General features: G+C 56.3%; 22 protein-coding genes. 6 read left to right on the forward strand and 16 right to left on the reverse strand.

Annotation, left to right across the window (positions count from 1 at the left end):
• Positions 1-30 precede the first annotated feature (30 nt).
• Both E9531_RS00650 and E9531_RS00655 read right to left on the reverse strand, forming a co-directional pair.
• Positions 31-1,185: a winged helix-turn-helix domain-containing protein gene (locus tag E9531_RS00650; RefSeq protein WP_136571808.1), complete on the reverse strand. Its 1,155-nt coding sequence runs from the start codon at positions 1,183-1,185 to the stop codon at positions 31-33.
• Positions 1,186-1,277: 92 nt separating this feature from the next.
• Positions 1,278-1,658, reverse strand: coding sequence for a DUF1360 domain-containing protein (locus tag E9531_RS00655; RefSeq protein WP_211343340.1), 381 nt, complete (start codon positions 1,656-1,658; stop codon positions 1,278-1,280).
• A gap of 71 nt (positions 1,659-1,729) precedes the next feature.
• Here E9531_RS00655 and E9531_RS00660 point away from each other — a divergent pair, with 71 nt between their 5' ends.
• Positions 1,730-2,473: an ArsR/SmtB family transcription factor gene (locus E9531_RS00660; RefSeq protein ID WP_136571809.1), complete on the forward strand. Its 744-nt coding sequence runs from the start codon at positions 1,730-1,732 to the stop codon at positions 2,471-2,473.
• 17 nt (positions 2,474-2,490) lie between these two features.
• Here E9531_RS00660 and E9531_RS00665 read toward each other — a convergent pair whose 3' ends face one another.
• Complete coding sequence (locus E9531_RS00665; RefSeq protein ID WP_136571810.1) at positions 2,491-3,372, reverse strand: LysR substrate-binding domain-containing protein; 882 nt, start codon at positions 3,370-3,372, stop codon at positions 2,491-2,493.
• A 116-nt stretch (positions 3,373-3,488) separates the two neighbouring features.
• Here E9531_RS00665 and E9531_RS00670 point away from each other — a divergent pair, with 116 nt between their 5' ends.
• From E9531_RS00670 to proX, 4 genes are all read left to right on the forward strand, one after another.
• Positions 3,489-4,112, forward strand: coding sequence for a glutathione S-transferase family protein (locus tag E9531_RS00670; RefSeq protein ID WP_136571811.1), 624 nt, complete (start codon positions 3,489-3,491; stop codon positions 4,110-4,112).
• Between the two features lie 123 nt (positions 4,113-4,235).
• On the forward strand, positions 4,236-5,195 hold the full coding sequence (locus E9531_RS00675; RefSeq protein WP_136572230.1) for an LLM class oxidoreductase: 960 nt from the start codon (positions 4,236-4,238) through the stop codon (positions 5,193-5,195).
• Between the two features lie 44 nt (positions 5,196-5,239).
• Entirely contained in the window at positions 5,240-5,716 is a 477-nt protein-coding gene (locus tag E9531_RS00680; RefSeq protein WP_136571812.1) for a GNAT family N-acetyltransferase, read from the forward strand.
• Between the two features lie 457 nt (positions 5,717-6,173).
• Entirely contained in the window at positions 6,174-7,187 is a 1,014-nt protein-coding gene (gene proX, locus E9531_RS00685; protein ID WP_136571813.1) for a glycine betaine/L-proline ABC transporter substrate-binding protein ProX, read from the forward strand.
• Positions 7,188-7,534: 347 nt separating this feature from the next.
• Here the strand turns inward: proX and E9531_RS00690 are convergent, their stop codons facing one another.
• Positions 7,535-8,500 (reverse strand): alpha/beta hydrolase, encoded by a 966-nt coding sequence (locus E9531_RS00690; protein WP_158291689.1) that lies wholly within the window; start codon positions 8,498-8,500, stop codon positions 7,535-7,537.
• Between the two features lie 100 nt (positions 8,501-8,600).
• Positions 8,601-10,832 (reverse strand): TonB-dependent siderophore receptor, encoded by a 2,232-nt coding sequence (locus E9531_RS00695; RefSeq protein ID WP_136571815.1) that lies wholly within the window; start codon positions 10,830-10,832, stop codon positions 8,601-8,603.
• Positions 10,833-10,920: 88 nt separating this feature from the next.
• Between E9531_RS00695 and E9531_RS00700 the strand changes: the two genes are divergently transcribed.
• A complete protein-coding gene (locus E9531_RS00700) occupies positions 10,921-11,907 on the forward strand; it encodes a helix-turn-helix transcriptional regulator (protein ID WP_136571816.1) in 987 nt (328 codons plus the stop codon).
• Between the two features lie 504 nt (positions 11,908-12,411).
• Here the strand turns inward: E9531_RS00700 and E9531_RS00705 are convergent.
• From E9531_RS00705 to E9531_RS00755, 11 genes are all read right to left on the reverse strand, one after another.
• Positions 12,412-12,942, reverse strand: a complete 531-nt coding sequence (locus E9531_RS00705; protein WP_136571817.1) for a sigma-70 family RNA polymerase sigma factor — start codon at positions 12,940-12,942, stop codon at positions 12,412-12,414.
• A gap of 31 nt (positions 12,943-12,973) precedes the next feature.
• The gene (locus tag E9531_RS00710) at positions 12,974-14,080 is read right to left on the reverse strand and encodes a YncE family protein (RefSeq protein WP_136571818.1); all 1,107 of its coding nucleotides are present in this window, start codon (positions 14,078-14,080) and stop codon (positions 12,974-12,976) included.
• A gap of 405 nt (positions 14,081-14,485) precedes the next feature.
• On the reverse strand, positions 14,486-16,945 hold the full coding sequence (locus E9531_RS00715) for a TonB-dependent siderophore receptor (RefSeq protein ID WP_244609923.1): 2,460 nt from the start codon (positions 16,943-16,945) through the stop codon (positions 14,486-14,488).
• A gap of 374 nt (positions 16,946-17,319) precedes the next feature.
• A complete protein-coding gene (locus E9531_RS00720) occupies positions 17,320-18,372 on the reverse strand; it encodes a FecR family protein (protein WP_136571819.1) in 1,053 nt (350 codons plus the stop codon).
• Entirely contained in the window at positions 18,369-18,995 is a 627-nt protein-coding gene (locus E9531_RS00725) for an RNA polymerase sigma factor (RefSeq protein WP_136571820.1), read from the reverse strand. Before E9531_RS00725 ends, E9531_RS00720 begins: the two co-directional genes overlap by 4 nt.
• Positions 18,996-19,381: 386 nt before the next feature.
• Positions 19,382-19,705, reverse strand: a complete 324-nt coding sequence (locus tag E9531_RS00730; RefSeq protein ID WP_136571821.1) for a helix-turn-helix domain-containing protein — start codon at positions 19,703-19,705, stop codon at positions 19,382-19,384.
• A complete protein-coding gene (locus E9531_RS00735) occupies positions 19,695-19,922 on the reverse strand; it encodes a type II toxin-antitoxin system RelE/ParE family toxin (RefSeq protein WP_136571822.1) in 228 nt (75 codons plus the stop codon). Before E9531_RS00735 ends, E9531_RS00730 begins: the two co-directional genes overlap by 11 nt.
• An 87-nt stretch (positions 19,923-20,009) precedes the next feature.
• Positions 20,010-21,023: a FecR domain-containing protein gene (locus E9531_RS00740; protein ID WP_136571823.1), complete on the reverse strand. Its 1,014-nt coding sequence runs from the start codon at positions 21,021-21,023 to the stop codon at positions 20,010-20,012.
• Positions 21,020-21,643: a sigma-70 family RNA polymerase sigma factor gene (locus E9531_RS00745; protein ID WP_136571824.1), complete on the reverse strand. Its 624-nt coding sequence runs from the start codon at positions 21,641-21,643 to the stop codon at positions 21,020-21,022. The genes E9531_RS00740 and E9531_RS00745 overlap by 4 nt, the downstream gene beginning before the upstream one ends.
• Before the next feature lie 115 nt (positions 21,644-21,758).
• Positions 21,759-22,049 (reverse strand): DUF3325 domain-containing protein, encoded by a 291-nt coding sequence (locus E9531_RS00750; RefSeq protein WP_136571825.1) that lies wholly within the window; start codon positions 22,047-22,049, stop codon positions 21,759-21,761.
• A complete protein-coding gene (locus tag E9531_RS00755) occupies positions 22,046-23,794 on the reverse strand; it encodes a PepSY-associated TM helix domain-containing protein (protein ID WP_136571826.1) in 1,749 nt (582 codons plus the stop codon). Before E9531_RS00755 ends, E9531_RS00750 begins: the two co-directional genes overlap by 4 nt.
• Positions 23,795-23,798 lie beyond the last annotated feature (4 nt).

A 23,798-nucleotide genomic window follows, 5' to 3' on the forward strand; every position in this document is an offset into this window, starting at 1 on the left:
ACGTGTTTACGCTCTCAAGCCAAGGTCGCATCATAGGTTTGAAACCACATGGGAACACCCACAGAATGCAGCCAACTGAGCAATCGCTGCTTTTAATGCTTGCGAAAATGGGGGTGGCAGCTCTGCGGAGCCTTCCATATGAAGACTGATCACTTCAAACCATTGCGTTGCGCGATTGGCTTTGCAATCAATGCGGCCAACAAAATGGCCTTGCCAGAGAATAGGCAAGCAAAAATAGCCATACAAACGCTTGGCCGCAGGAGTGTAGCTTTCTAGGCGATAGTTGAAATCAAACAGTTGTTGAAGGCGCTCGCGGTGGATAACGGCATTGTCAAAAGGCGACAGCAACTGCACTTCTGGGCAATGGCCAATTTGGGCAAGATCGTTCAAACTTTTGACCGAGACGTAGGTGTCTGGCCACTCTGCCGACGCTATAGCCGCCAATTCACCTTGTTCCGTCCGTTGCTGCAGCAGCTCTCGCATAGCCTCTCGCAAGGGGCGCCCCGATCGCAAGTGCATGAGTTGCTTCCAAGTCACAATGCCGTGCGCTTGAATCGTTTTGTCCAGTAGATAAGAAGCCATTTCTGTTGCCGATGGTTCTTGCATATTGACACCATCCGGCAGTACCTGCTCAGGCAGAGCATAGAGTTTTTCCATGCCTTGGCGCTCGCAAATCATCAAGTCTCCTTGCATGAAGAGCTTATCAAGGGCTCGCCTGCCTGGACCATGGTCCCACCACGCTCCTTTGCCTTTGCCACTCTCTTTGAGATCACGGGTGCGCAGCACACCTTCGCCACGAACTTGGGCCAGAATCTCTTGCATCAGCTTGGCATCCACGCTTTTGAAATATGGGCTTTCGCCGCGACGGAATGACATCATGCGCGGCAATGCAAACCGATAGTCCTGTATTGGCAGGTACGCGGCGGCATGAAACCAATATTCGAAGATCTGCCCGCTACGCACCAATTGATTCAGGTGGTTGTTTGAGTAGTCGGGGACACGACTCCACAAGATGTGGTGGTGTGCACGCTCAACCACAGAGAGTGTGTCTATCTGCACATAACCAAGATGCTCAATGGCACGCATAGTGCCTTCAAGCCCGCTGCCAAATGCTTTATGTGCGCCTAAGCCTTGGTGATGGAGCGCAAAACGCCTCCAGTAGGCAGGCTCGGTAGGAAGTCTCATTCCTTATAACGTGTTGATAGGCAGAACTTTACGCTGCGGGTGTTTGGTGGGTGGTTGAGCATTGTCACCAATATCGCCAACATGCTTTCGCTTTATTTGGATAAAGCTTCGGTCACTTCTTTTTTCTTGAGCTTCATGGTCATGGCGGTCAAAAAGACTTTGAATAGTACGCCGCATACCATCGCACTAAGGGTGATGGTGAAGAAGGTGGAGACGATCAGGTCGACCACCAAAAATTCGCTTTGAATCAAGCGCGGTTGGTAGATCAACACCGCGGCGATCACGACCCAGTGGCTCATGCAATAAAAGCAGGTGAACAGGTAGCCGATCATGTGGCCGAGCTTTTGGCTCCATGCGCGCAGCGGTGCGAACAACTCGGTCATCGTGATCGTGTAGGAAATGCTCGCGGCTGCCACGGCAATGACCAAACAAACCCACAAGGCGGCGCCACTGTTGCTCCATGCCATACCCATATCTGTACCTCTTTGATGGTTATACATTCAATTAATAAATTGAATGATAGTTCAAATGCTATCGTCTCGCAATGGATCATCCAAACACTACTCTAGGCCTGAGTGTTTTAGCGCAGTTCGCAGACATCGCCAAAACGCTGGGCAACCCGCAGCGCTTGGTGCTGCTTGAAAAACTGTCGTACGGTGAGATTGCGGTCGAGCCATTGGCGGAACATGCACAGCTGAGCATTGCCAACGCCTCCCAGCATTTGCAGACGCTCAAACGCGGTGGCTTTGTGACGGCGCGCAGGCATGGCAAGCAGATGCTCTACCAGTTGGGCCAAGGCCCGCTGACCGAGGTGCTGGCAGCTTTGCGCAACTATGCGGAGTTTCAGCGCAGAGAGTTGCACAAAACGATTGCGCAAGATTTTCACCTGCAGCAGCTCGAAGCGATCAGCGTGACGGAGCTGCAACGTCGCATGGGCGAGCAAACCACCATGCTCATTGATGTGCGCTCGGAGGTGGAGTTCGCGCAAGCGCACATTCCGGGCTCGGTGAACATTCCCATTGCGCAACTGCAATCGCAATTGCAGCAATTGCCACAGGCCAACATCGTGGCCTATTGCCGCGACCCTTACTGCATCTCATCGACGCAGGCTGTGGAGCTGCTGCTGCGCCACGGCTACCAAGCGCAGCGCTTGATTGGCGGCGTGCCGGAGTGGGCTCAGGCGGGGATGGCTATAGCTACTAATGCAGCGACTAGTTCTGCGGCAAGCGCTCCGAAAAGCTCTGAGGCAAAGTCAGCAAACCGTATGAAGAAAAATCCAAAACGCTAGGCTTGGCCCGAACGCCACTATGCCGCTGCTTCCTGCACGATCCAGTCGATGAAAGCACGCACCTCTGCGCGGGCACTGGCACCGGGCTGGGTGACGGTGTAATAGGCAAACCGCGCAGGCCACGGCTTGTCCAGCACTTGCACCAGCCTGCCCGCAGCAATTTCCTCCAGCGCGTAGGCTTGGGGCACCAGCGCCAAACCTTGTCCCGCCTCGGCGGCGCGAATCAGCAAAAAATCGTCCTCAAAAGCGCTGCCGCGCTGGGCGCGCACATCCTCTGGAACGCCATGCGCTTGCAGCCAAAGTGCCCAATCAGCACGATCCCCATCGTGCAGCAAAGGGTAGTCAAGGCAATCGGCCGCCTCCTGAATCGTGGCTTGATGCTCCGCCAAAAACGCTGGCGATGCCACAGGCGTTAAGACCGGCGCCATCAATGGCATCACCTCCAGTCCGGGGTAATCGCCCAGCCCGTGCCGCAGCGCCACATCCACCCGATCGCGGCGCAAATCGACCAGCTCCGACGTTGCCTCCACCCGAATTTCAATGTCCGGGTGCAGCAGCTTAAAGCGCCCCAGTCGAGGCACCAGCCACGACGCCGCAAACGTCGCCACGGTGCTCACCGTCAGGCTCTTTTGGGCTTTTGCGGCTTCTAAGTTGCGCACGGCTTGGTCGATTTGCAGAAAGGCCTGCAGCAACTGCGGATGGATGCTGACACCCGCTGGCGTGAGGCGCATGCCGGAGCGCTCACGCTCCAACAGCACAACCCCTAAGCGATCTTCCAGCAAGCGAATTTGCTGGCTGACCGCCCCCGGCGTGACGTGCAGGGCCTGCGCTGCGGCTTTGACGCTGCCGCGCTGCCCCACCTCGACAAAGGTGCGCAAAGCTTGCAAAGGATGGTTCATATTTAATTTAGTAAATCTAAATTTATTGAGCAGAAATTATCGCTTTATAAGCAGATTCATTAGAAAGAAAATCGAATTTCTTTACAAATAATCAATTTAGTTTAACTGCATATTCAATGCTGCATCTCTATTCCGACAGTTCCCCTAACGGCTTCAAAGCCAGCATTGCGCTGGAGGAGCTTGCCATCCCGTACCAGCTTCACCATGTGCGCATCGATGCGGGCGAGCACCGCCACCCCGCGTTCCTCGCGCTCAACCCGCATGGCCGCATTCCGGTGCTGCAGGACAGCGAAACCGGCGTGGTGCTTTTTGAGTCTTCCGCCATCCTTTTGTACTTGGCCGAGAAAACGGGCCGACTGCTCCCCACCGAGCCACCTGCCCGATGGGAGGCGATCAAGTGGCTGCAATTCCAAGCTGCCAGCGTGGAGCCGCTGCTGGGGCAGCGCGTGCACTTTGAGTTGTTCGCCACAGAAGCTATGCCTGCGGCCGTTGCGCGTTACCGCCGCCTCACAGAAGAAGCCTTTGGTGTGCTGGATGACGCCCTTGCCAACCGCCCGTATTTTGCGGGCGAGGATTACTCCATCGCCGACATTGCCCATTTCGGCTGGCTGCACATCGCGCAAATCATCGCTTTTGACTTCCAGCAATACCGCCATTTGAGCGCATGGTTTGCGCGCGTGGCGGCTCGCCCCGCCGTCCGCAAAGGCATTACGTTGCCAGAGCCTGCAACAGGCGCATAAACCGTCAAGTCCTCCTCAAATCGTCCCCCATTTTCACCTTCGTTTATGACCGGCTCCCATTCAGCTTCTTCCACCAAAGGCTCCTCCTACGCGGCGTTTTACGCGCATCCCGGTTACCGCCGCATGTTCGCTCCGGATCGCCTAACCCTTGGCATCTTCTTGCCGCTGCGCAGCTATCAGGGCGACATGAGCGTGCTGGAAAGCCAAGCCAACTTGGTCTCCGCCATCGATCGGCAAGGTTTTGCCGCCATCTGGGTGCGCGACGTGCCGCTGTTCGATCCCACTTTTGACGATGCAGGGCAGGTGTTCGCCCCCTTCACGTATCTGGCATTTCTGGCCGCCCGAACCCAAAACGTGGCACTGGCCACGGGCAGCGCTGTGATTACCTTGCGCCATCCGATTGATTTGACCAAAGCCGCTGCGAGCATCGACCAACTCTCCGGTGGGCGACTCGTCATGGGCATCGCCTCGGGCGACCGACCGATTGAGTTCCCCGCCTATGGCTTGCAGCACGCAGAGCGGGCAGAACGCTTTGCCCACGCGCTGGCAGACATGCGCCAGCTGATGCGTGCCGAACTGCAATCCTTGCATTCGCCGCTGGGGCATTTTGACGGGGCGGAGCTGTTGCCCAAACCCGCTTTTGGCAGCATCCCCATGATGGTCACGGGCGCCTCCGGCCAATCCTTGGAGTGGATTGCCGAGCATGCGGACGGTTGGCTGACTTACCCCGGTGCCACCCACACGCCCAGAGGGCCGCAGCACCTGGCCGAGAAAATCCGCGCTTTGCGCGATCTTATTCCGGGCGGGGCATTTCGCCCGCACATGACCAATGAATGGATTGATTTGGTCGATGACCCGGACCATCCGCGCACGCCGTTGCAAGGCGGCTATGTTTTGCGCACAGGTCGTAAAGCATTGATGGCGCTGCTGGAAGCTTGGCAAGCAGCTGGGGTCAACCATGCGGCACTCGGCATTCAATTCTCGCAACGGCCAGCCGCTGAGGTTTTGGAAGAACTCGCCAACGACGTGCTGCCACACTTCCCATCCCATCACGGGCCGTCGCCATCGCCCATCTTGTGGTGAAACCTCGTACTGAGTAAGCACATCCCAAGCAATAAAGACAAGTCATGCAAGAAAGAACACCACCACACCCACCGATCCATACCCGCTCGTTGCAGCCGCAAGACTGGCCGCAATGGGGGCTGCTCTACCAACAATATGCGCACTTCTACGAAGTACCGATGACGGCGACCATTGCCGAAAAAACGTGGGCTTGGCTCATGAATCCTCAGCATCCAGTAGAAGGCATCGTCGCCTTATCGGAAACCCAGCAACTGATGGGCTTGGCCCACTTCCGCGCTTGCCCAGACCCGCTGATCGCAAGCGATGTTGGTTTTCTGGACGACTTGTACGTCCTGCCAGAGCGGCGCGGCGCAGGTATTGGCCGCGCCTTGATTCAGGCGGTTGCCGCAGTCGCGCGTGAGCGGCATTGGCCGGTGGTGCGATGGGTGACCGCGAAAAACAACGCGCAAGCGCGCCGCCTTTACGACCAAATCGCAGAGGAAACCCAATGGGTGACCTACGATTTGGAAGTCACCCGGTAAAGAGCAAAGAGAGGGCTTGCTTATATGGTGCGGCGGCAGAAGAACTGGCGATGTTGTGCTCTCACTTTTGTTTGCTTAGTGCAGCCCTTTTGCACCTGTTCTATCGTGCGATTGTTAAACACACTTTTGCATATAAGCGCCTCTTTTCTGCGCCTCTTGGCGTGTATTCATTCGGCTGGCACAGCCTTTGCCATATTCGGGTATAAACCTTAGCGGCGCATCCGGGCGATGCGCCCAAACTATCCCTCAACCCTGAGCTGCGCACGCTTGGCGTCGCACACATGCATGGCATGAAGCTTGGGGGCTTTGTTGCTTGTCTCTTTTCGCTACGGCTTGTGCTGTGGTTGATGCCTTGCTTTGCCTCCACCCTTTTGCTGCGTGTGCGCTGTCTAGGCTGCTGCATGACCTGCGGTTGATGGGTGTTTGCTCATTTCACCTTTGAAAGGATTTTGACCGCATGAAGAAGCACTACCACTTTGCACGCACTCTACTGATCTCCACTCTGATGGCCGCTGGCACACTCGCCCACGCTACAGACTTACCGGGCAAAGGCGTCAAAGTGTTACCGCTGCAAAGCTCCCTCGCAGAAGAAACATTCCAAACCTTGCTGGTCACCCGTGCGCTCACGCAACTGGGCTATGACGTACAGCCAATCGAAGAAATCGAGTACCCGTTGGCGCACATCACCGTAGCCAATGGCGACGCCACTTTCATCGCCAACCACTGGAACCCGCACCACGCAGAGTTCTACAAAAGTGCAGGCGCTGATACCAAACTCTCACGCAAAGGCACCTACGTCACGGGTGCAGCGCAAGGCTACATGATCGATAAGAAAACGGCTGACGCCCACAACATCACGCACCTGAGTCAACTGAGCGACCCCAAACTGGCCAAACTCTTTGACACCGATGGTGATGGCAAAGCCGACTTGGTGGGGCCCAGTGCAGGCTGGGGTGGTGAAGCCGTCGTTAACCACCAAATCGCCACATTCAAGCTGCAAGATACGGTGACCTATGTGCAAGGCAATTACCCCGCACTCATTTCTGACACCCTCGCGCGTTATCGCCAAGACAAACCCGTGCTGTTTTACGCGTGGACGCCCTACTGGCTCAGCAACGTGCTGCGCCCAGGGCAAGATGTGGTATGGCTGGAAGTGCCTTTTTCTTCCATGCCCGGCGTACAAGCTGGAACCGATACATCCCAAGCCAATGGCAAAAATTACGGCTTTCCTATCAACAACCAGTACATCGTGGCCAACAAAGCCTTTGTGGAGCAACATCCTGCAGCTGCCAAGCTGTTTGAAATCATGGTACTGCCCATTGACGACATCAACCGCCAAAACCGTTTGATGCAAGAAGGCGAAAACCGCCAGCAAGATGTGGTGCGCCACACCGATACGTGGATTCAAACACACCAAGCCACATTCGATGGTTGGGTGAAAACCGCACTGGAAGCTGCGCGCACGCAATAAGCCTGTTGATCCTGAAGTGTAAAGAGCGCCGCCCACGCACGTGGGTCCGTGGGCGGCGTAGGCAAGTTTAACTTGCGAGCTATTCAGGTTTGTTCAGATTGATCGAAGTCGTTAAATGAAGAAATTGGGGCGGGTGTCTGTACCTGTTGTATATATTTAGATTGCAAACAGTCGACCTTCTCATATTGACCCAAAGGATAGTTCGATAGAAACAACTCACTAGCTATTTTTTAGCGACAAATGCCCATCTAGTTCTGCCCTTGATGGGCATTTTTGGCTAAAAGTAGATGGATGTAAAGCCAACTGAAAACCATCTGCAAAATCTTGTTCGATTCATCCTGAGAAGTTTAATCAGAGGCGAAACGCAAGCCATCGACGATGGCGTACAGCGCAGCGGTGGCGTGGGTCTGTGCCGGATATTCTTCAAGCACCACAGACAAGCCGGGCAACTCGGTTTGCAAGCTTTGTGCAAAGGCCCGCGCTTGGTCTACTTGAGCGCGCTCACGCATCATTACTGCGCGCTGGCTATCATCTGCAATTGTTGGCGCAGGGGTTTGTTCGTATTCGCCAATGGTTAGGCGTAGGCGTTGTTGCAAGTCTGCACTTGAATCTGCGTACCGTTTGGAAAAGTCTTCTCTGAGTTGGTTGATGTAGCCCTTGTTCCACCAAATGGAGGGGCTTGAGGCGATGTAATGACGAAAGGCCTCGGGACGACTAAAGAGTGCGTACAGCGTGAACAGCCCACCGTAGGAATGACCGAGTAGGGTCTGTTCATTGCGGTCCACCGGGTAGGCTTTGGCGATGGCTGGCTGGAGCTCTTCGGTGAGAAACTGCAGAAAGCGTTGACCACCGCCTTGACGCTGGGCGCGGGTATCGCCGGTCTCGGAAAGATCGGGCGCTGGCGGTGTGTAGTCCTCCGCACGGGCTTGCTCATCCAGCATGTGTGCACCCGCGTAGCCCACGCCGACGATCAGCATAGGACGCACACGGTTTTCTTCTGCACTCATCCACATGCCTTGCGCAGCGGCGGCGACGACAGGGAACATGGCATCACCGTCGAGCACGTAGACCACGGGATAACCGTTTGCTGGCGGCTTACCAATGGTGCTGACTTGGATTCGATAGTGTCGCCCGGTGGCAGTTGAATGCAACAGATGCTCTCGCGCAAAGGGCAGCGCGGCTGGTGCAGCGCTGGTCAGCTCGCTGGTGTTTGCGTGCGTGCCAGTGGTAGGTTTGGCAGGCGTGGCAGGGGCCTCGGCGCTGGCCCCCAATGGCGGTGTCAGCATGGCGAATCCCAACGTGATGCTGCTCATGAAAGAGGCAGTGTGTGCACGTGCCTGCACTATGCAAGCGTTGAAAACGGAGTATTTACAAGCAAACATTGGGAATCCATTTCATCAGAGTCAGCCCAAATCACCAGAGGTAGCGCAGCGTTGCCGTCCATTGGCGCTGCGTCCCAACAAAGCAACCGGTGCCGACACCGGCGGGCGCGCATGCGGCCAGATACTGCTTGTTGGTTGCGTTGCTGACGTTGAGCGCCAATTGCATCCCGGACAAGGCCGGCTGCAGATGGCCTAGCTCATAGCGCACCCCCAAGTCCAGTAGCGTATAGCCAGGCACGCGCAAGGTGTTTTGCACATCGGCTCTGGAGGATGACACATGACGCGCGCCGATAGACAGGCCAAGCTGGCCCGGCAGCACCCGCCAGTCGAGCCATGCCGATGCGGTGCGTTGTGGTACACCGACTGGGCTGTTGCCCTGTTCGCCATCCACATGGCTGCGTGTGACTTTTGCATCGAGCCAAGTCAGGCTGCCGATCGCATCGAGACGCGGTGTTAGTTCAGCGCGGCCTTCGAACTCTGCGCCGCGCACACGGATTTCACCCGTTTGAATTTGCTGGGTGGCGGGTACGCCAGGTGTGGGATCTTTGGTCAAGACGTTACGGCGCTCCAGTTCAAAAACAGCAGCGCTGAGCAATAGGCCTTGCTGGGCTGGTTGGAACTTGGCACCAAGCTCCAGCTGCCGAGCTGTGCTGGGTTTGAATGGATCGCCATTGAGATTGATGGCGGTAGTGGGCTCGAAGGAGGTGGAATAGCTAAAGTACGGCGACAGGCCATTGCTGAAGCGGTACATCAAGCTTGCAGAGCCACTGAGTTTGCTATCGCGCTGGCGCAATTGGGTGTGTACGCCGCTGGTTAATACGGTGACGTCGTCGGTGTTGCGTGCGCGATCTTGTCGCAAGCCTACTTGTGCAAGCCAAGCGCCGAGCTCAAGCTGGTCTTGCAAGTACACGCCTAGCTGGGTTTGGCGGCGCTGTGCGTCGGAGGTGAAAGCCGGTATTGCGACATCAATACCGTAGGTGGGATTGAGAAAATCCAACGGCATGCCGGGCGCGCCACTGCCGAGTTGGCGCGTGGCCTTGCTGCGCTGCCAATCGAGGCCTGCCAGCAGCGTGTGTTGCACCTGCCCGGTTCGTACACGCCAACGCAGCTGGGTGTCAGTGTTGAGGCCATCCAAGTCCTCATCTGCAGCGCTTGCCTGGCGCAACAAGATGCTGTTGGCGGGGTTGAGCAGTGCCGCTGAAATGTTGCGGTACTGAGAGTCAGCGCTCAGCCAGCGACCTTGATGCCGCAGGTGCAAGGTATCGCTGAATGCATGGTCTAGACGCCAACTCAGGCTGTTTTGCGTGCGATCGAAACGCTCGAAAGCGGGCTCGGTGGTGACCAAATCGTAAGGAATGCGCCCAAGTGGATGTGGCAACAAGGTGCCATGCGCAGGCAGGCCGTTGTAGTCGCCCGCGTGCGGATCGCGTTGTAAATAAGCCTGAATGTTCAATTCGGTCTCGGCTTGCGGTTTCCAGGTCAGCGCAGGTGCCAGCAGATGGCGCCGTTCAGTTAGGCCACTGGTGCTTTTGGCATCGCGCGTTAAGGCCACCAAGCGCCAAGCAAGAGTGCCGTCGGCGTTGACTGCGTCACCCAAGTCAATCGATGCCTGCCGTAGGTTGTGATTGCCTGCACTGAGTTGCAGCTCACGCACGTGTTCGAATACGGGGCGACGTGTGACTTGATTGACCAGCCCGCCAGGAGACGCTTGGCCGTAGAGCACAGAGTTCGGCCCGCGGACCAAGTCAATGCGTTCGAGTGCCCATGGATCAATGCTGGGCACCAGGTAAGACAGCCCACGCGGCAAACGCAATCCGTCGAGGTAGTTGACGTAGTTGGCACTCTGACCGAAACCACCAAAGCCGCGCAAAAACACCGTGTCATAGCGCGCCGAAGCGCGCGCTTCGGCCACCACGCCGGGGCTATAGCGCAGCGCTTGCGCGGTGCTGGTCACCGCTTGGTCACGCATTTGATCGCGTGTGACCACAGAAATAGAGGCCGCCGTATCGCCCAAGCGGGTGTCGGTTTTGGTTGCGGTGGCGCTGCGCTCGGCGATGTGACCGGGCGGCGACTCCCAATCTTGACCCGTTGGCTTGACCGTTACGGCAGGCAACTGCGGTACGCTGTCTTGGGGCAGTTGGGCCCACACAGTGTTGTGTTGCGCAGCCATGCCATACACACAAAAAACCAAAGTGAGGACGCCGCGCTGCGGCAGAGGTGCCAGATTTATTGCCTGCATAGTAAATGGACGATACGCCTTCATAGGTGATAATGAAACTCATTAATTTTATGCCAGCGCACGGAGTCATTCTCTTTGCGGCCGATGCAGTTTTATTTGCAGAAAGAGCAATATGCGTCAACACCAGCCGTTGATTACCACGCACCAATTGAGCGAACAAGGACGCCATGCAGGCGCGGCCTACACGCTGCACAGCAGGGAATCCAGCGGCTTCACGATTAAAGGTCAAGTGCAGACACACCTAGCACAAGCAGGCGCCACATTGCATCTGGTTGATGTGCAAGACATGGCCTCGCAGGAGGTTGAACTGGTGCTCAAACCTGGTCTGCGTGCAGCATGGGTATTAGCGGGGCAGGCCGACGTCAGCTATGGCCCGCTGCGTTTTCGTATGGCCCCGAGTCGCGGCAACTGGCATGCACAGATTGTGGCGTTAGAGGAGCCAGAGCGCTTCGTGCGCCGCGCCAGATCTGGTGGACAAGAGCGCGCCATCAGCCTGTGTTTGACGCCGCAGTGGTTACTGGAGATGGAGGAGATGATCCCAAAACCGGTCGAGCGCCGAGCGTTGCAACACTTGCAGAATCGCAACTTGCCTACGAACGCTGCGCTACAACCACTGCTGCTGAACCTGTTGCGTGAGCCGGTCATGCAACCGAGCCTGCACGCATTGCAACTCGATGGTGCTTTGCAATTGCTCGCCAGTCATGTGTTGCATCAGTTAAGCCAAGAAGACGTGAGCACGAGCCGTAGCAGCAGGCCTGTGGTATCGGCGTGGCGTCGCCGCCAGATTCAGAGCGTGCGTGAACTGCTCGATAGTGGTGAGGCCGATGACTGGAGTTTGGAGCAAATTGCTGTGCACTGCGCCATGAGTGCAGCAACGCTGCAGCGCCAATTTCAGAGCGCTTTTGGATTTAGCCTATTTGGCTACCAACGCCATCGCCGTTTGCATCTGGCTTGGCGAGCACTGGCGCGTAACGAGGTCGACATTGCCACCGCCGCCAGCATCGCCGGCTACAAGCACCCGGCGAATTTCTCGACCGCGTTTTCTCAATTATTCGGTGTGTCACCACGGCAGGTTCAGCGCGGAGATGCTGCTAGATAACACGCGCTCTCGTCGATAACGAATCCGCAGTCAACAATCGATGGGGAACCTCTCATAACTCCTGAAAATCAAATCCTGCGCTTGCAAGTCATTGATTTCATTTATTCGATTGTTCCAGAATTGAGGTTTTGAGAGGTTCCCGATAGTGAGGATTTATCACGGCGGCTTTATCGAGGCCAGCTAAAGTAAGTGAATGTCGGGATTCATGCGACCGTGCCGTTGAATGGTATCGGAACGCTAACTCCCGTACCAAATCTTGATCAATGGGCACTGATTATCCTTGGCTGGTCGATCGCAATTTTTGCGAGTTTCAATCAATCGAAAAGGTTATGAAGACGGCTAGCAAATCGCATGTAGATGCGGCTTTGCTACTATTTCAGGCGCGGTCAGTTCTGAAGTGTGCCGCAACGTAGCAGCTAAAACGGGCGGACTACTCTCCACAGCCTTAGATGTATGCCCTCCACAACACTGCAGTGATCTTCTCAGTGGCACGTCCAACACCTGTTATGTCGAGCACAAGCGGCCTGCCTGCCGCACATAGCGCCTGGCTGTTGCCGGTGATACGCCTAAATGGCGGGCTACCTCGACTAGCCTAAGTCCATCAATGTGGTGGTAGAAAAATGCCTGCCTCATAGGCTGAGGCATAGATTGAAGTAAATCATCGACCCTGGTCAGTGTCTGCTGCAGGCAGCACTGCTGCTCTGCCGACGGCGCAAAATCCTGCGAATCACACGACAGAGTGCATAGGAAAGCCTCTTCGTAGCATTGGCGTCGATAGCGGCTGACCATCAAATTTTTCACCACAGTCACCAGCAAGGCTTTAGGCACTCTGACAGAGGCAAGATTGACATGCATGAGCAATTGCAAGAACGCTTCTTGCACAATATCTTCGCAAAGCACGCGGTCATGAAGGCGACGTTTCAGCCATGACAGCAGCCAGCGGCGGTGGTCCAGGTAGAGCTGATGGATGACCTCGTGCTGCATTTCCTGGTCCTGCATAAGGCACATTTTTCCAGCCGCGTAGACTGTTTGCATGGCAAAGGTGGACGGAATCACTATCAACGCATTAAAGCGTTTGCAAATCGATGCGAACCACCGTGTCCAAAGGCTGCTCTAGGCTGGCGTGCTTGGCGGTAACATACAGCGTTTGCCCATCTGGCGTGAGCCACAGGCTATTAGCACCAGGTACCTCAAAGCGGTGTTTGATAGAATAGGTCGTCGCATCAATCACACTGACAAAGCCGCCTCCCAGAGATGCCACCACCACCTCGTTGCGCGCGACGTTAAAGCGGATACCTACAGGCGTCTCACCTGTTTGGATAGTGTGCAACAGCTCGCCGGTTGTGAGGTCAAACACCAAAGTGCCCTCGCTGTTGTTAAGCTGGTTGGCGAATAAGCGCCCCCCTTTGACATCCAGTGCCACATTCACCAAAAAACGGCGGCGTGCATCGGTCGGATCAAGCTTTTCAGCGATGCGCTGTACCCCAAGTGCCTGCCAACTACGTGTATCGAACGCGGCATATGCGGCCGTGCCGCTGACATACAAACGCTGATTGGCCGCATCCAGGGCCATGCCTGTGGTCGGTGCATTTGTATGGCGAAGAAGCTGTTCGGTTGTGAACGTTTTTGCGTCAATCACCCAAAGTAGTCCACCGTCGGTGATGCCCGTCACGTACAGTTTCTCGGCATCTGCATCCCATAACACTTGGCGGGTGTGTACGGGCTTGCCGTTTTCTTCTTGAAGTCCATGGTAGAGCGTGCTTTTGACAGCGCCCGTCAACATGTCAATGGCTGAGACTGCCCCATCCAATGTATGACCGACGTAGAGCGTGTGACTGCGCTCATCAGCAGCTAAGGCAAAAGGCTTCAACGGGAGGTCGATCTTTTGCTTAATTTCCAGTGTTTGCGGATCAAGGCGGTAAATAGAGCCGCTTTGACCATCGCGCACTGCATCTCCAGCGCTGGCTACGAACAGAGATTGAGCGGCTGGGCTGAAGACGATCTCATACAGGCTAGGCGCAATGGCTCGCTCCAATACAGCGTGCTGAGAAAGCGCAGTCAGAGAGGGCGTCACAGATGGAGTCGAGGCTTGTGGCGAAGTGGCACACGTACAGACGAATAAAAGGCTTGTAGCGACGATGGCCACACGAGTGAGTTGGTAATGGAATGGCATGTTTGCTTCGAGTGAACTAATAGAAATTTGAAGTCGTTTGACCGTTTGAGGACTGGCATTCACAGTCGTACTGTGCCGATCAGAAATGACTACTGCGGCTGAATAGCACTTCGTGCATAGCTGACGATTTATAAATGCTCTGTGTGAGTAACACTGAGCGCCTCTAAGTCTCTAAAGTAGCGCGGCAGGCCTCTGCGTTCGCCCCCATGAGAGAGTCGTCAACAGAGACCTTAAGTCTGCGCGTGATTACCGATTGCTGCGAACGTGTTTGCGATCTCCACAGGGTCGCACAATGCTCAAAATGGGTATAGATACAGACATGCGGCATGTCACAAGGACATAAACGTACAGCCTTGATGACAAGACCGTACGTATTTGCTGCTGAATAGGCTGACGTGTCCCCAGTTACCATCGGTAGGCAGCAGTCAAGATGACCGTGCGCGGTTCGCCGAGGAAGCAGGTGTTGTACGAGCATGTTGTGACGTAGCGTTTGTCAGCAAGGTTCTTCATGTTGAGAGCCAGCTTCCATGGCCCGGTGCTGTAGCTGACCATGGCATCCATGAGTACATAGGCTGGCAGCGACTGCGTGCTGCCCTGCTCCCGCGTAGTTCCTGTGTAGCGCGCGCCAGCGCCGACGCGCAAGCCCGGCAGATCGAAGGCGCCGAAGCCATAGTCGGCCCACGCCGACAACTGGTGCGGTGGTGTGTAGGCAAAACGCTTGCCTTCTTCGCTGGGGGTGAGCGGACTGCTTTTGATCGTGCGCGCATCGGTGTAAGCGTAAGCGCCAATCAAGTTAGCATGGCGTCCTAGCCTGGTGCGCGCTTCCAATTCGAAGCCGCGTGAGCGTACCTTACCCATCTGCACACTGAAGCTGCTGTCAAATGGATCAGACACTGTGACATTTGTCTGGGTAAGTTGGTAGACCGCCGCTGTGATCAGGGTGTCCGAACCTGTAGGCTGGTAACGCACGCCTGCCTCGTATTGCTCACCCTCAGTCGGTTTGAAACGTGCACCTGTGCGATCCGAGCCGGTCTGAGGCTGGAACGATTGGCTAAAACCCACGAATGGCGCTAGGCCATTTGGAGCCAAATACACGACGCCTAGGCGACCACTGAATTTACTAGACTTCTCGTTGTCCGCCTCTATAGCGCCAGTGAGCGGGTTGTAATTGTCAAAGCGCACATAGTCTTGTCGGCCGCCGACCATAACGACCCAGCGGTCACCCATTTTCATCTGGTCCTGGACATACAAGCCTGTCTGCTTGGTATTGCGTTGGCCCCAATTGTCATCCGAGCGTCGTTGCGCGCCAATGGGACTACCGTATACAGGGGAGAAGATATCCAGGTCCGGTAAATCGTAGTGGTAATACTGGTCGTTCCAAGTGATACGTGAATAATCCAATCCTGCAATTGCCGTGTGTTGCACGGCACCAGTTTGCAGCGTGTATTGCAAAGACGTGTCCATGGTCACGCCTTTGGATGTCTGGAAGCGTTCATGTCCACGGCGCGTAATAGTGCGCTGATCACTGGTGAAACCATAATAGTTTCTTGCCCAAGCCTCACGCCGATGAATATTGCCCTGGTAATAGCGCAGACCATGGCGCAGCTTAAGGTCGTCACTAAAATCATGCTCGAGCAGATAGCCGGCCACTTTGCGGTTTACTTTGAACGTATCAAAGCCAGGCTCGCCGATGAAGCGGCGCGTCGGAATCTCACCATGCGAGCTGGGCAGCAGAGTGCCGTAAAGCGGGGTTCCTGCCGTATAGATGGTGGCATCGTGCTGGAATTCAGCGCGCAGAGTGAGTGAGGTGACCGCGCTGGGCCGCCAACGCAGCGCCCCAGCTAGGTACTTCCGGTCATCGTTGATGTAGTCCTGCGCTGTATCGCTTTTGCGCAGCACAGTAGTCAAACGGTACGACCAGGCTTCGTCCTCGGTCAGGGCGCCGCCAAAGTCGGCCGACAGTTGCCTGCGCTTAAAGCTGCCCACGTCCAGGCCGATTTCGTGCAGCGGCTCGGTGGTGGGTTGTTTGCTAACGGCATTGATCAGCCCGCCAGGAGGCAAAGATCCATACAGCGTAGAGGCCGCCCCCTTGAGCACTTCAACACGCTCTAGTCCGTAAGGCTCCATCTGTCCGTCGTAGATTCCTACCTGGTAACGCATGCCGTCCAGATACGGTTGAGTGCTGGTAAAGCCTCGCACCACGAATTCGTCTACGACGCGATCCACCCAGGCTGACCGACTGATGCCGGCTGTGTAGGCCAGCGTCTCCGCGATATCACGTGGCTTGAGCAGTTCGATCTGCTCAGCCGGAATCACCGAAATCGATTGCGGAGTTTCAATGATTGGCGTATCGGTCTTTGATCCAGTCGCACTGCGCTTGGCGACAAGGCCACCGACTGGACCGGTGGCGGTCTCTTGGTTGGGTTGGACGGTTACGGTCACCATCTCAAGAGTGGCAGGTGCAGCCTGTGGATTAGCCACAGGTGCTGCTTTCAGTGTGAATGCATCCGGCTGCGACTGAACGAGCACGATGCCCGTGCCCGCAAGCAACTGGTCAAGCGCCTGCCGGGGTGTCAAGGAGCCCCGCACGGCTGGCGCAGAACGGCCGGCCACCGTTGCTTGATCAAATAAAACCTGCTGCCTAGCTTGCTGTGAGAATAAGCGCAACGCGCCAGCCAACGGCTGGGCGGGAATGTCAAAGGCCACCGCTTGTTGGGCATGCGTTGGCGCAGCCATCGTGGCGACAGCCACCGCTACCCACCATGCAGCCGCAGTCGGCATCCAACCACGCGCACTGCGCCGGTGAATGTTTCCTGCCAATGCGCCACCGGCGATGGCACCCTTCAGTTGTATCTTTCCTCGCATGTCCAAATCCTACGTTTCCGTCTTTGATACCCGCTTGTGCGGAAAGCGCTGCGCTGCGGTTCGTCAGAATGGGATGAGAGGATCAGGCAGGCGTAGCGCCACGGCTTGCGCGGCTAAGCCGCTAAGAAAGCTCAGACCACAACAGTGGAGTGCTGTAGAGCCTGCTTCAAGCAAGAAGCCAGAAACATCAGCGTTTGACAAACCGCACGCGCTTAGCGCGCTCGGTGTGGTTGTTGGCTGATCTGCTTCGGGCAGGAATTGGCTGGCAACCTGAGAGCAAGAAAAAACTAGCCCCTAGATACATCAACCGTTGCCGCAGTAAAAGTGAGAACGTCGAATATTTCTTTTTTTTGATTTATTTGAATTTAGTTGAATCAACCACGTGGGGAGATACGCCATCCGCCCCTCGCAGACTTATTCACCCGAACGGGCAGCAAGTCTGGCAGCGCACGCAGAAAGGCCGCAGGAGAGCTGGTGATGACCATGCCGGAGACGGGGAGCTTGCCCAGTTTTTCACCTTCGACGACGACGGGCTCGCCCAAGTAACGTGCAAGATCGGCCGCCACGTCAGCGAGTGGCGTCTGCTCGTACACCAGTTGGCCGTTGCGCCAGTCACCCACGGTACCGGCCGGAGCGGCAACGGCGGTGTGCTGGCCTGTGGCAGGATCGATGCTGACGCCTGCACCTGCGGAAAGCAGTAATGTACGCGCGGTCTCGCGTGTCCGGTCAGGACGTACTTCGACCTTGCCCTCCAACACCTTGACGACGAGTCGAGGCGGTGCGGCGCGCACGTTGAAGGCGGTCCCCACTACGCGTACTTGGCTGGAGCCACTGTCTACGGTAAAGGGGCGGCGCGCATCTGGGGCAACGCGAAAGAATGCCTCTCCGGCTGTGAGTGTGGTCTCACGGTGCCGGGGGTAGTAGCGAATCCTTAGACTGGTGCTGAAGTTGAGCGCAATACGGCTGCCATCGGGCAGATCGACTTCACGCGTCTCAGCGGGACCGGTGGCAATGTTCAGCTCATAGGAAGCGTGGTTATCCCACCAGTACCAACTGCTGCTAGTTACCAGCAAAACACTGAGCAACGCCGGCACTAGCGCACGGCGCCCGAAGCGCCATGACGCGGTGCTTGGCTTGGCAAGCGAAGTTGCCACTGCGCTTTTGTCGGCGCTTTTCTGTCTGTCAGGCGCAACGCGATCGGCCGTTGCTTGAGGTGGTACATCTGAGGCCAGCCGCGGACGTGTAATTTGTCGCAGCTCAATTGACATGCGTCCCAGATCCTCAAAGATGCCGCGGTTGACGTAGTTGTTCAGCCAAATGTTGAGTTCGTGCTCGTCTGTACCGGTCCAGCCAGGCTCGCGTCGTCGCACAAAGTAATCTGCAGCCCTTTGGTGCCGCTGTGCCAGTTCAGGGGTCAGTTTCGTCATGGGGTCTCATTCCCCTGAAGTGCTTGCAACGCTTGGGCGATCTTCATTTCTTCGGGGGTGCGGTATTGCACGCGCATCTGGCAATAAGCATAGGCCAGCGTGACATGGTTGTATACCATGCGGCGTGTGATGCCCATGCGCTCGGCCACCTCGGTCTGCGTCAATCCGTCGATGGCGTGCAGCACAAAAGCCTCGCGGCGTCGTTCGGGCAGTTCTGCCAGTGCTTCTTCCATGCGGCTCAGTCGCTGGCGATGTTCAGCGCGGTACAGCGGCTCGGTAGACTCGTCAGCCGCCAGTTCTTCGGCGATTTCTGTATGCTGGTCTAGCGAGACAGCTTCCACGCTTTCGCGCCGTGCGCTTTGCTGCCAAGCGGTGTGAGACACGTTGCGCGCGGCCACATGCAGGTAAGCAGCCTCTTCGTCGTGAGGAAGTTGCTTTCCTGATGCCGCATAACGCAGAAACACTTCTTGCACGCCGTCTTCGGCATCTTCCTTGCGCTGCATGCTGCGCCCTAAAAAACGCTTTAACGGCGCACGCAGCCGAAGGTAGGTACGTGCCAGCACACTTGGCGCTGGGAGCTCATTGTCTGGTGGAGCACTGCTATTTGAAACGCGTGCATTCATGGAGCACAGCTCCGGCTTCCATACCAAGGCGTATCTAAAGTGATGCGCAGACACGCAGAGGAAATCAATGAAAATAGCACGGCTTGAAGCGATCTGCTTACGCTCCGGATTGGCGAGCCCTGAGCGCTGCTGGGTGGCGAAGGGAGGAACCGTGCTACTTGCGGAGTTTGGGCGGCATGTTGTAATTGGCGCGCATTATATCGAGCTTAAGTCCGATATGGTTGACAGTCGCACTACACATGAGGCTCATGTATAGCTAAGCAACTGATAGTCTAAGAACTGAATCGGTCTGTATTTCCTAGGCACTGTTCGCTATCCTGATTCGACGTTTCTTTTGACATTGATCAGTGCACGCGCTTTTCTGTTACTTGCCGTAGTTTTCCCAATCAAAGAACGGCCTCCAGACCTTTTCGATCCAGAAGACTCAGCAGTTTGAGTGAAGGGCCGCTGGGCTGTTTATCCCCTTGCTCCCACTTCCGGATAGTCGAAACGCTGGTATTAAGCACTGAGGCCAGCACGGTCTGGCTGAGCTTGAGCTTCTCGCGCATGGCTCGAATCTCGTTGCTGTTGTATGGTGGGATCGGCTCCAGGCAGAGTGCGTCGTACTGATTCATCTGACGTTTGGTGATGAGACCTTGGCGGTGCAGATCACCTGCCGTCTCGTGTACAGCAGACAGAATGGAGCTTTTCACCTTGGTCTTACTGGTCATGGCAGATTTCCTGTAATGATCCGTCCTCGACGGCCTTGTTCAATTGTGGTGATGTCAGTTGTAGCAAATCGGCAGCCAAGGCTTGCAGGGCATCCAACTCAGTTTCGTTGATATTGGCCCTGACATTCTTTGCGAAACCAAATACAAAGAACCAGAGATCCCCTTTGAATCGCCCCGGATTTCGAGGAGGCTCAACACTCTGAGAGGATTGAGTCATGAAGAAATCAAATAAGTTCTCACCCGTGGTGCGTGAGCGCGCACTCTAAGCGGTTGCTTGCTACACCTAGGACTAAATCGAAGAGTCTCACAGCGCCCCCACACTCCACCACCAAGGCAGGGTCTTCGTTACCCGAATGGGTAGTACACGTTCTAGCATTTGCAAGGTTTTTTGCGTGTCGACCAAAGGGTAGCTGCCGAGTACGGGCAGGTCTGCGACTTCAGGGGCCAAGCTGATGTGTCCGGATTGATGACGGCGCAGTTCAGTGATGAGTTCGTGTAGCGGGGTGCGTTGGGCGATGAAGATTTGGCGCGACCATGCTTGGCGGTTAGGGTCTGCAGCTTGCGGGGGGGCGATGTGTGTGGCGTTGAAATGCGTTTGCGTGCCTGCCGATACGATGCTGCGCTCAGCGTTGCTGCTTGTGGTGATTTGCACGGCGTGCTCAAACACCGCGAGTTGGCTTTGCGATTCGCCCAAGCGTACGCTAAAGCGGGTGCCCATGGCTTGCATTTGGCCATGTGGGGTTTGCACGATGAATGGGTGAATGGTTTTATCTTCGACAGCGCTTGTGCCGTGGCCTTTTTCTTTCGCGTGGCCGGTTTGCACCAGTATTTCCCCGCGCAGCAGGTGGATGAGGCGCTGCTGTGCATCGAATGTCACTTCAATGGCGCTGGAACTGCTGAGCCAGAGGTGGGTTCCGTCTTCCAAGGCGATTTCGCGCACTTCGCCGGTGGTGGTGTAATGGTCTGCATTCCATGCCAGAACAGCATCGCCGATGCCAGTAAAGTGCCAAGTGGCCCAACCCAGGACACTGCTGCCTCCTGCCATGAGCAATGCGCCAAGGAGTTGGCGGCGTTGCAGGCGTGCACTGGTGCGGTTGACGCTGTCGATAGCTTGTGCACTGGTGTGGGCATGGGGGCCATGAAGACTGCTAAAGCGCTGGCTGACTTGCAGCGCATAGTTCCAGGCGAGCTGGTGTTCCTCTGAGGCATTCAACCAGTTCTGCCAGCGTTGCTGGTCGTTTGCGCTTGCGCATCCCGATTGCAGCAAAACATACCAGTCTGCGGCCTGTTCCAAGGCCTGATCGCTGGGTGCGTTCATGGCTGCACCAGTTCAATTGCAGGGTCGGTGCACAGGCTATGTGGTGTTGCAATGAGGGGGGAGGGTGTGCACTGGGAATGGGGGTGCTGCGTCAGGCTGAGTTCCAGTTTCATGCAGTGCAGCATGGCTTGTGCTTGGTACTTGCGCACCATGCGGGTGCTGATGCCCATGTCGGAAGCGATATCCGCTTCGTTCATTTCGCAGACCATTTTGAGCATGAAAACACGGCTGACTTTGGCGGGCAGGCTGCGCAGCATGGCATCCAATTCGCACAGAGTCTGCATGACTTCGACTTGGTGCTGTGCAGATGGGGCGTAGGATTCTGGCGCGTTGGCCAAGGCCTCCAACCACGCCTGCTCGAGCTGGCGGCGGCGCCATAAATCGGTGGCAAGATTTTGCGCTACGGCTTTGAGATAGGCCCGCGCTTTGGCGGCATTGTCCAATTGCAGTAACGGTTTGTTGATCAGGCGCACAAACACATCTTGCGCTAAATCGGCGGCATCCGCCGCATCACCTAAGCGGCGTCGCAGCCAAGCATTGAGCCACGGATGGTGGGCGCAATAAAGCAGCGCCAGTGGTTCGCTGGCTGCGGTGGGGCGAAGTGGGGCTGGCGCATTCACGGGCCTGCATTGTACTGACTTCAAACATGATTGAAAATAATTCTCACTCAGTTGTGTGCCAGAGGGCTGAGGGTTCGACAGCCGTTGGTTGAGCGCAATTCAGTGTTCACCACGCTTATTGGAAAATTTTCAGCATGTGCTTGGGCAGGTAGGTTAGGCTCAAACCTAAAGTGATGGCACTGAGTGTGAGCAGCCCGAGCCAAGCGGCAATGGCCACGGAAGGGCTCCAATGCAACCAACAAGGCACTGCAGAGGCTATCAACAGCAGCCAGCCAGCTATGCGCCATGCACGGAGTTTGGTGGCTGGCCATTCCGTGGCGACAAAGTCTGCATGGTGGCGCTGCATAGACAAAGCGATGACCGTCCATGCGGCCAAGCTGAGAATAAAGCTGCAAATGGGTGTCATACAACAGGCTTGTTTGAAATGGCAGGAAGTAGTGGTTCGCTGGTAAGGGCCAACGCTTGCGGTGTTGGGGTGGGACCTGTTGGTTCAGGCGCGGTTGCTAAGGCGGTTTTTTTTGAGGTGGCGCGTGGTTTGGCTTTGCTGGGTTGCTTTGCGATTTGCGGTCGCATCAGCCACCACAGGGCACAGGCATGGATAGCAGCCAATGCAAGCATCATCAAGTCAAAGCCTGCAATACTCCATTGGCGTTGTGGCAGGCTATGCCATAACGCGGCGCCGCCTGTGAGGGCATTCACTATGGGCAGCAAGGCAAACAGGCCGGTAGCCAGTGCCAGTTGTTCTTGCCAGGCGCGGCGATGGGGGCGCAGCAAAGGGTGCAGCAGGCAGGTTAACCAGACGATGAGAAAACCATGCACTTCCCAATTGGCACGTTCAGTCCATGTGGCTGGTAGCAAGCGATTGAGCCAGAAGTAGCTTGCTGTGGCGATTGACAACCCAGCGATGGCGCCGATGTTGAGCACCTCAACCAAACGATGGCCTCGTGGTGTATGGCCGAGTTTTTTACGCTCGGGCAGGCGTTTAACGACCCACAGAACCAATCCTGTGGCCACCATGACAGTGCCTGCAACCCCGGAGAGAAATAGCAACCAACGCAAGGTAGGGGCTGCAAAGCGCCCCAGGTGTGGGGCTACCAAGGAGTTGTGGGTGGCCCTAAGCCACGATGGTTCAGTGGGCGTGTTGGTTGGCAAGGCTGTGCCCGTGGCGGCATCGAAGCGCAGGCTGCGGGTGGTGCCCCGGTCGCTCAAACGCGTGCCGCCGCCTTCACGCAGTTCAATGGCGGCATGTGATTGGCCGGGATTTTGAATAGTGATACGGCCTACGCCATGCTCAGGCCACTGCGCTGAAGCCATTGCCAGCAGTGGCTGCAATACCGAGATCGACGTAGCCGATGTAGTGACAGTAGCTGGAGATGTTGATGATGGATTGATGGCACTGCCATTACCGCCGCCATTGGCTCCGCCGCGCAACTCGCTGAAATACGCCGTGCGATCGCCACGGTAGGCCGCATCGGTGGGCCATGGCATCAGCATATTGGCAAACAGCAGCAAGCCGCTGAATGTGATCATGATGTGAAAGGGCAAGGCCAGTACGGCCGTTGCGTTGTGCGCATCGAGCCAGGAGCGTTGGCCTTTGCGGGGGCGAAAGGTGAAAAAATCAGAGAAGATTTTTTTGTGCGTGATGACGCCACTGATGATGGCAACAAACATGGCCATGGTGGCAATCCCAACCAGCCAGCGCGCCCAGATGCGAGGCATGCCATAAAGCTCAAAATGAAAGCGGTAGAGGAAACTGGCGCCTCGGGTGTTGCGGCTGTCGATCACGTCGCCAGTGCTGGCGTCTAACTGTGCTGATTGAATGCCCGCACGGCCAGCAGCTGCACCTTGCTGGCGCCACGTGACATCGGTGGTGATTTGGCGTGCGTTGGGCAGGCTGATGGTCCAGCTCTCGGCGTTGGGGGCCAGCAGTTGCATAGTTTGTAAGGCAACTGCCGCTGTGTGCGTGGCATCTGCGGGTGCGATGGATTGGTGCAGCTCTGGGCGCATCCAGTCGTCAATTTCATTGCGAAAGTAGCTCAGCGTGCCCGTAAAGAAAATGGCATACAGCAGCCATCCCAGCAGCAAGCTGCTCCAGGTATGTAGCCAGGACATGGATTGCCGCAGGCCTTCAGGTTTATTGTCCACGCGCATGGTT

This window comes from Lampropedia puyangensis (genome assembly GCF_004833285.1).
GTDB lineage: Bacteria > Pseudomonadota > Gammaproteobacteria > Burkholderiales > Burkholderiaceae_C > Lampropedia > Lampropedia puyangensis.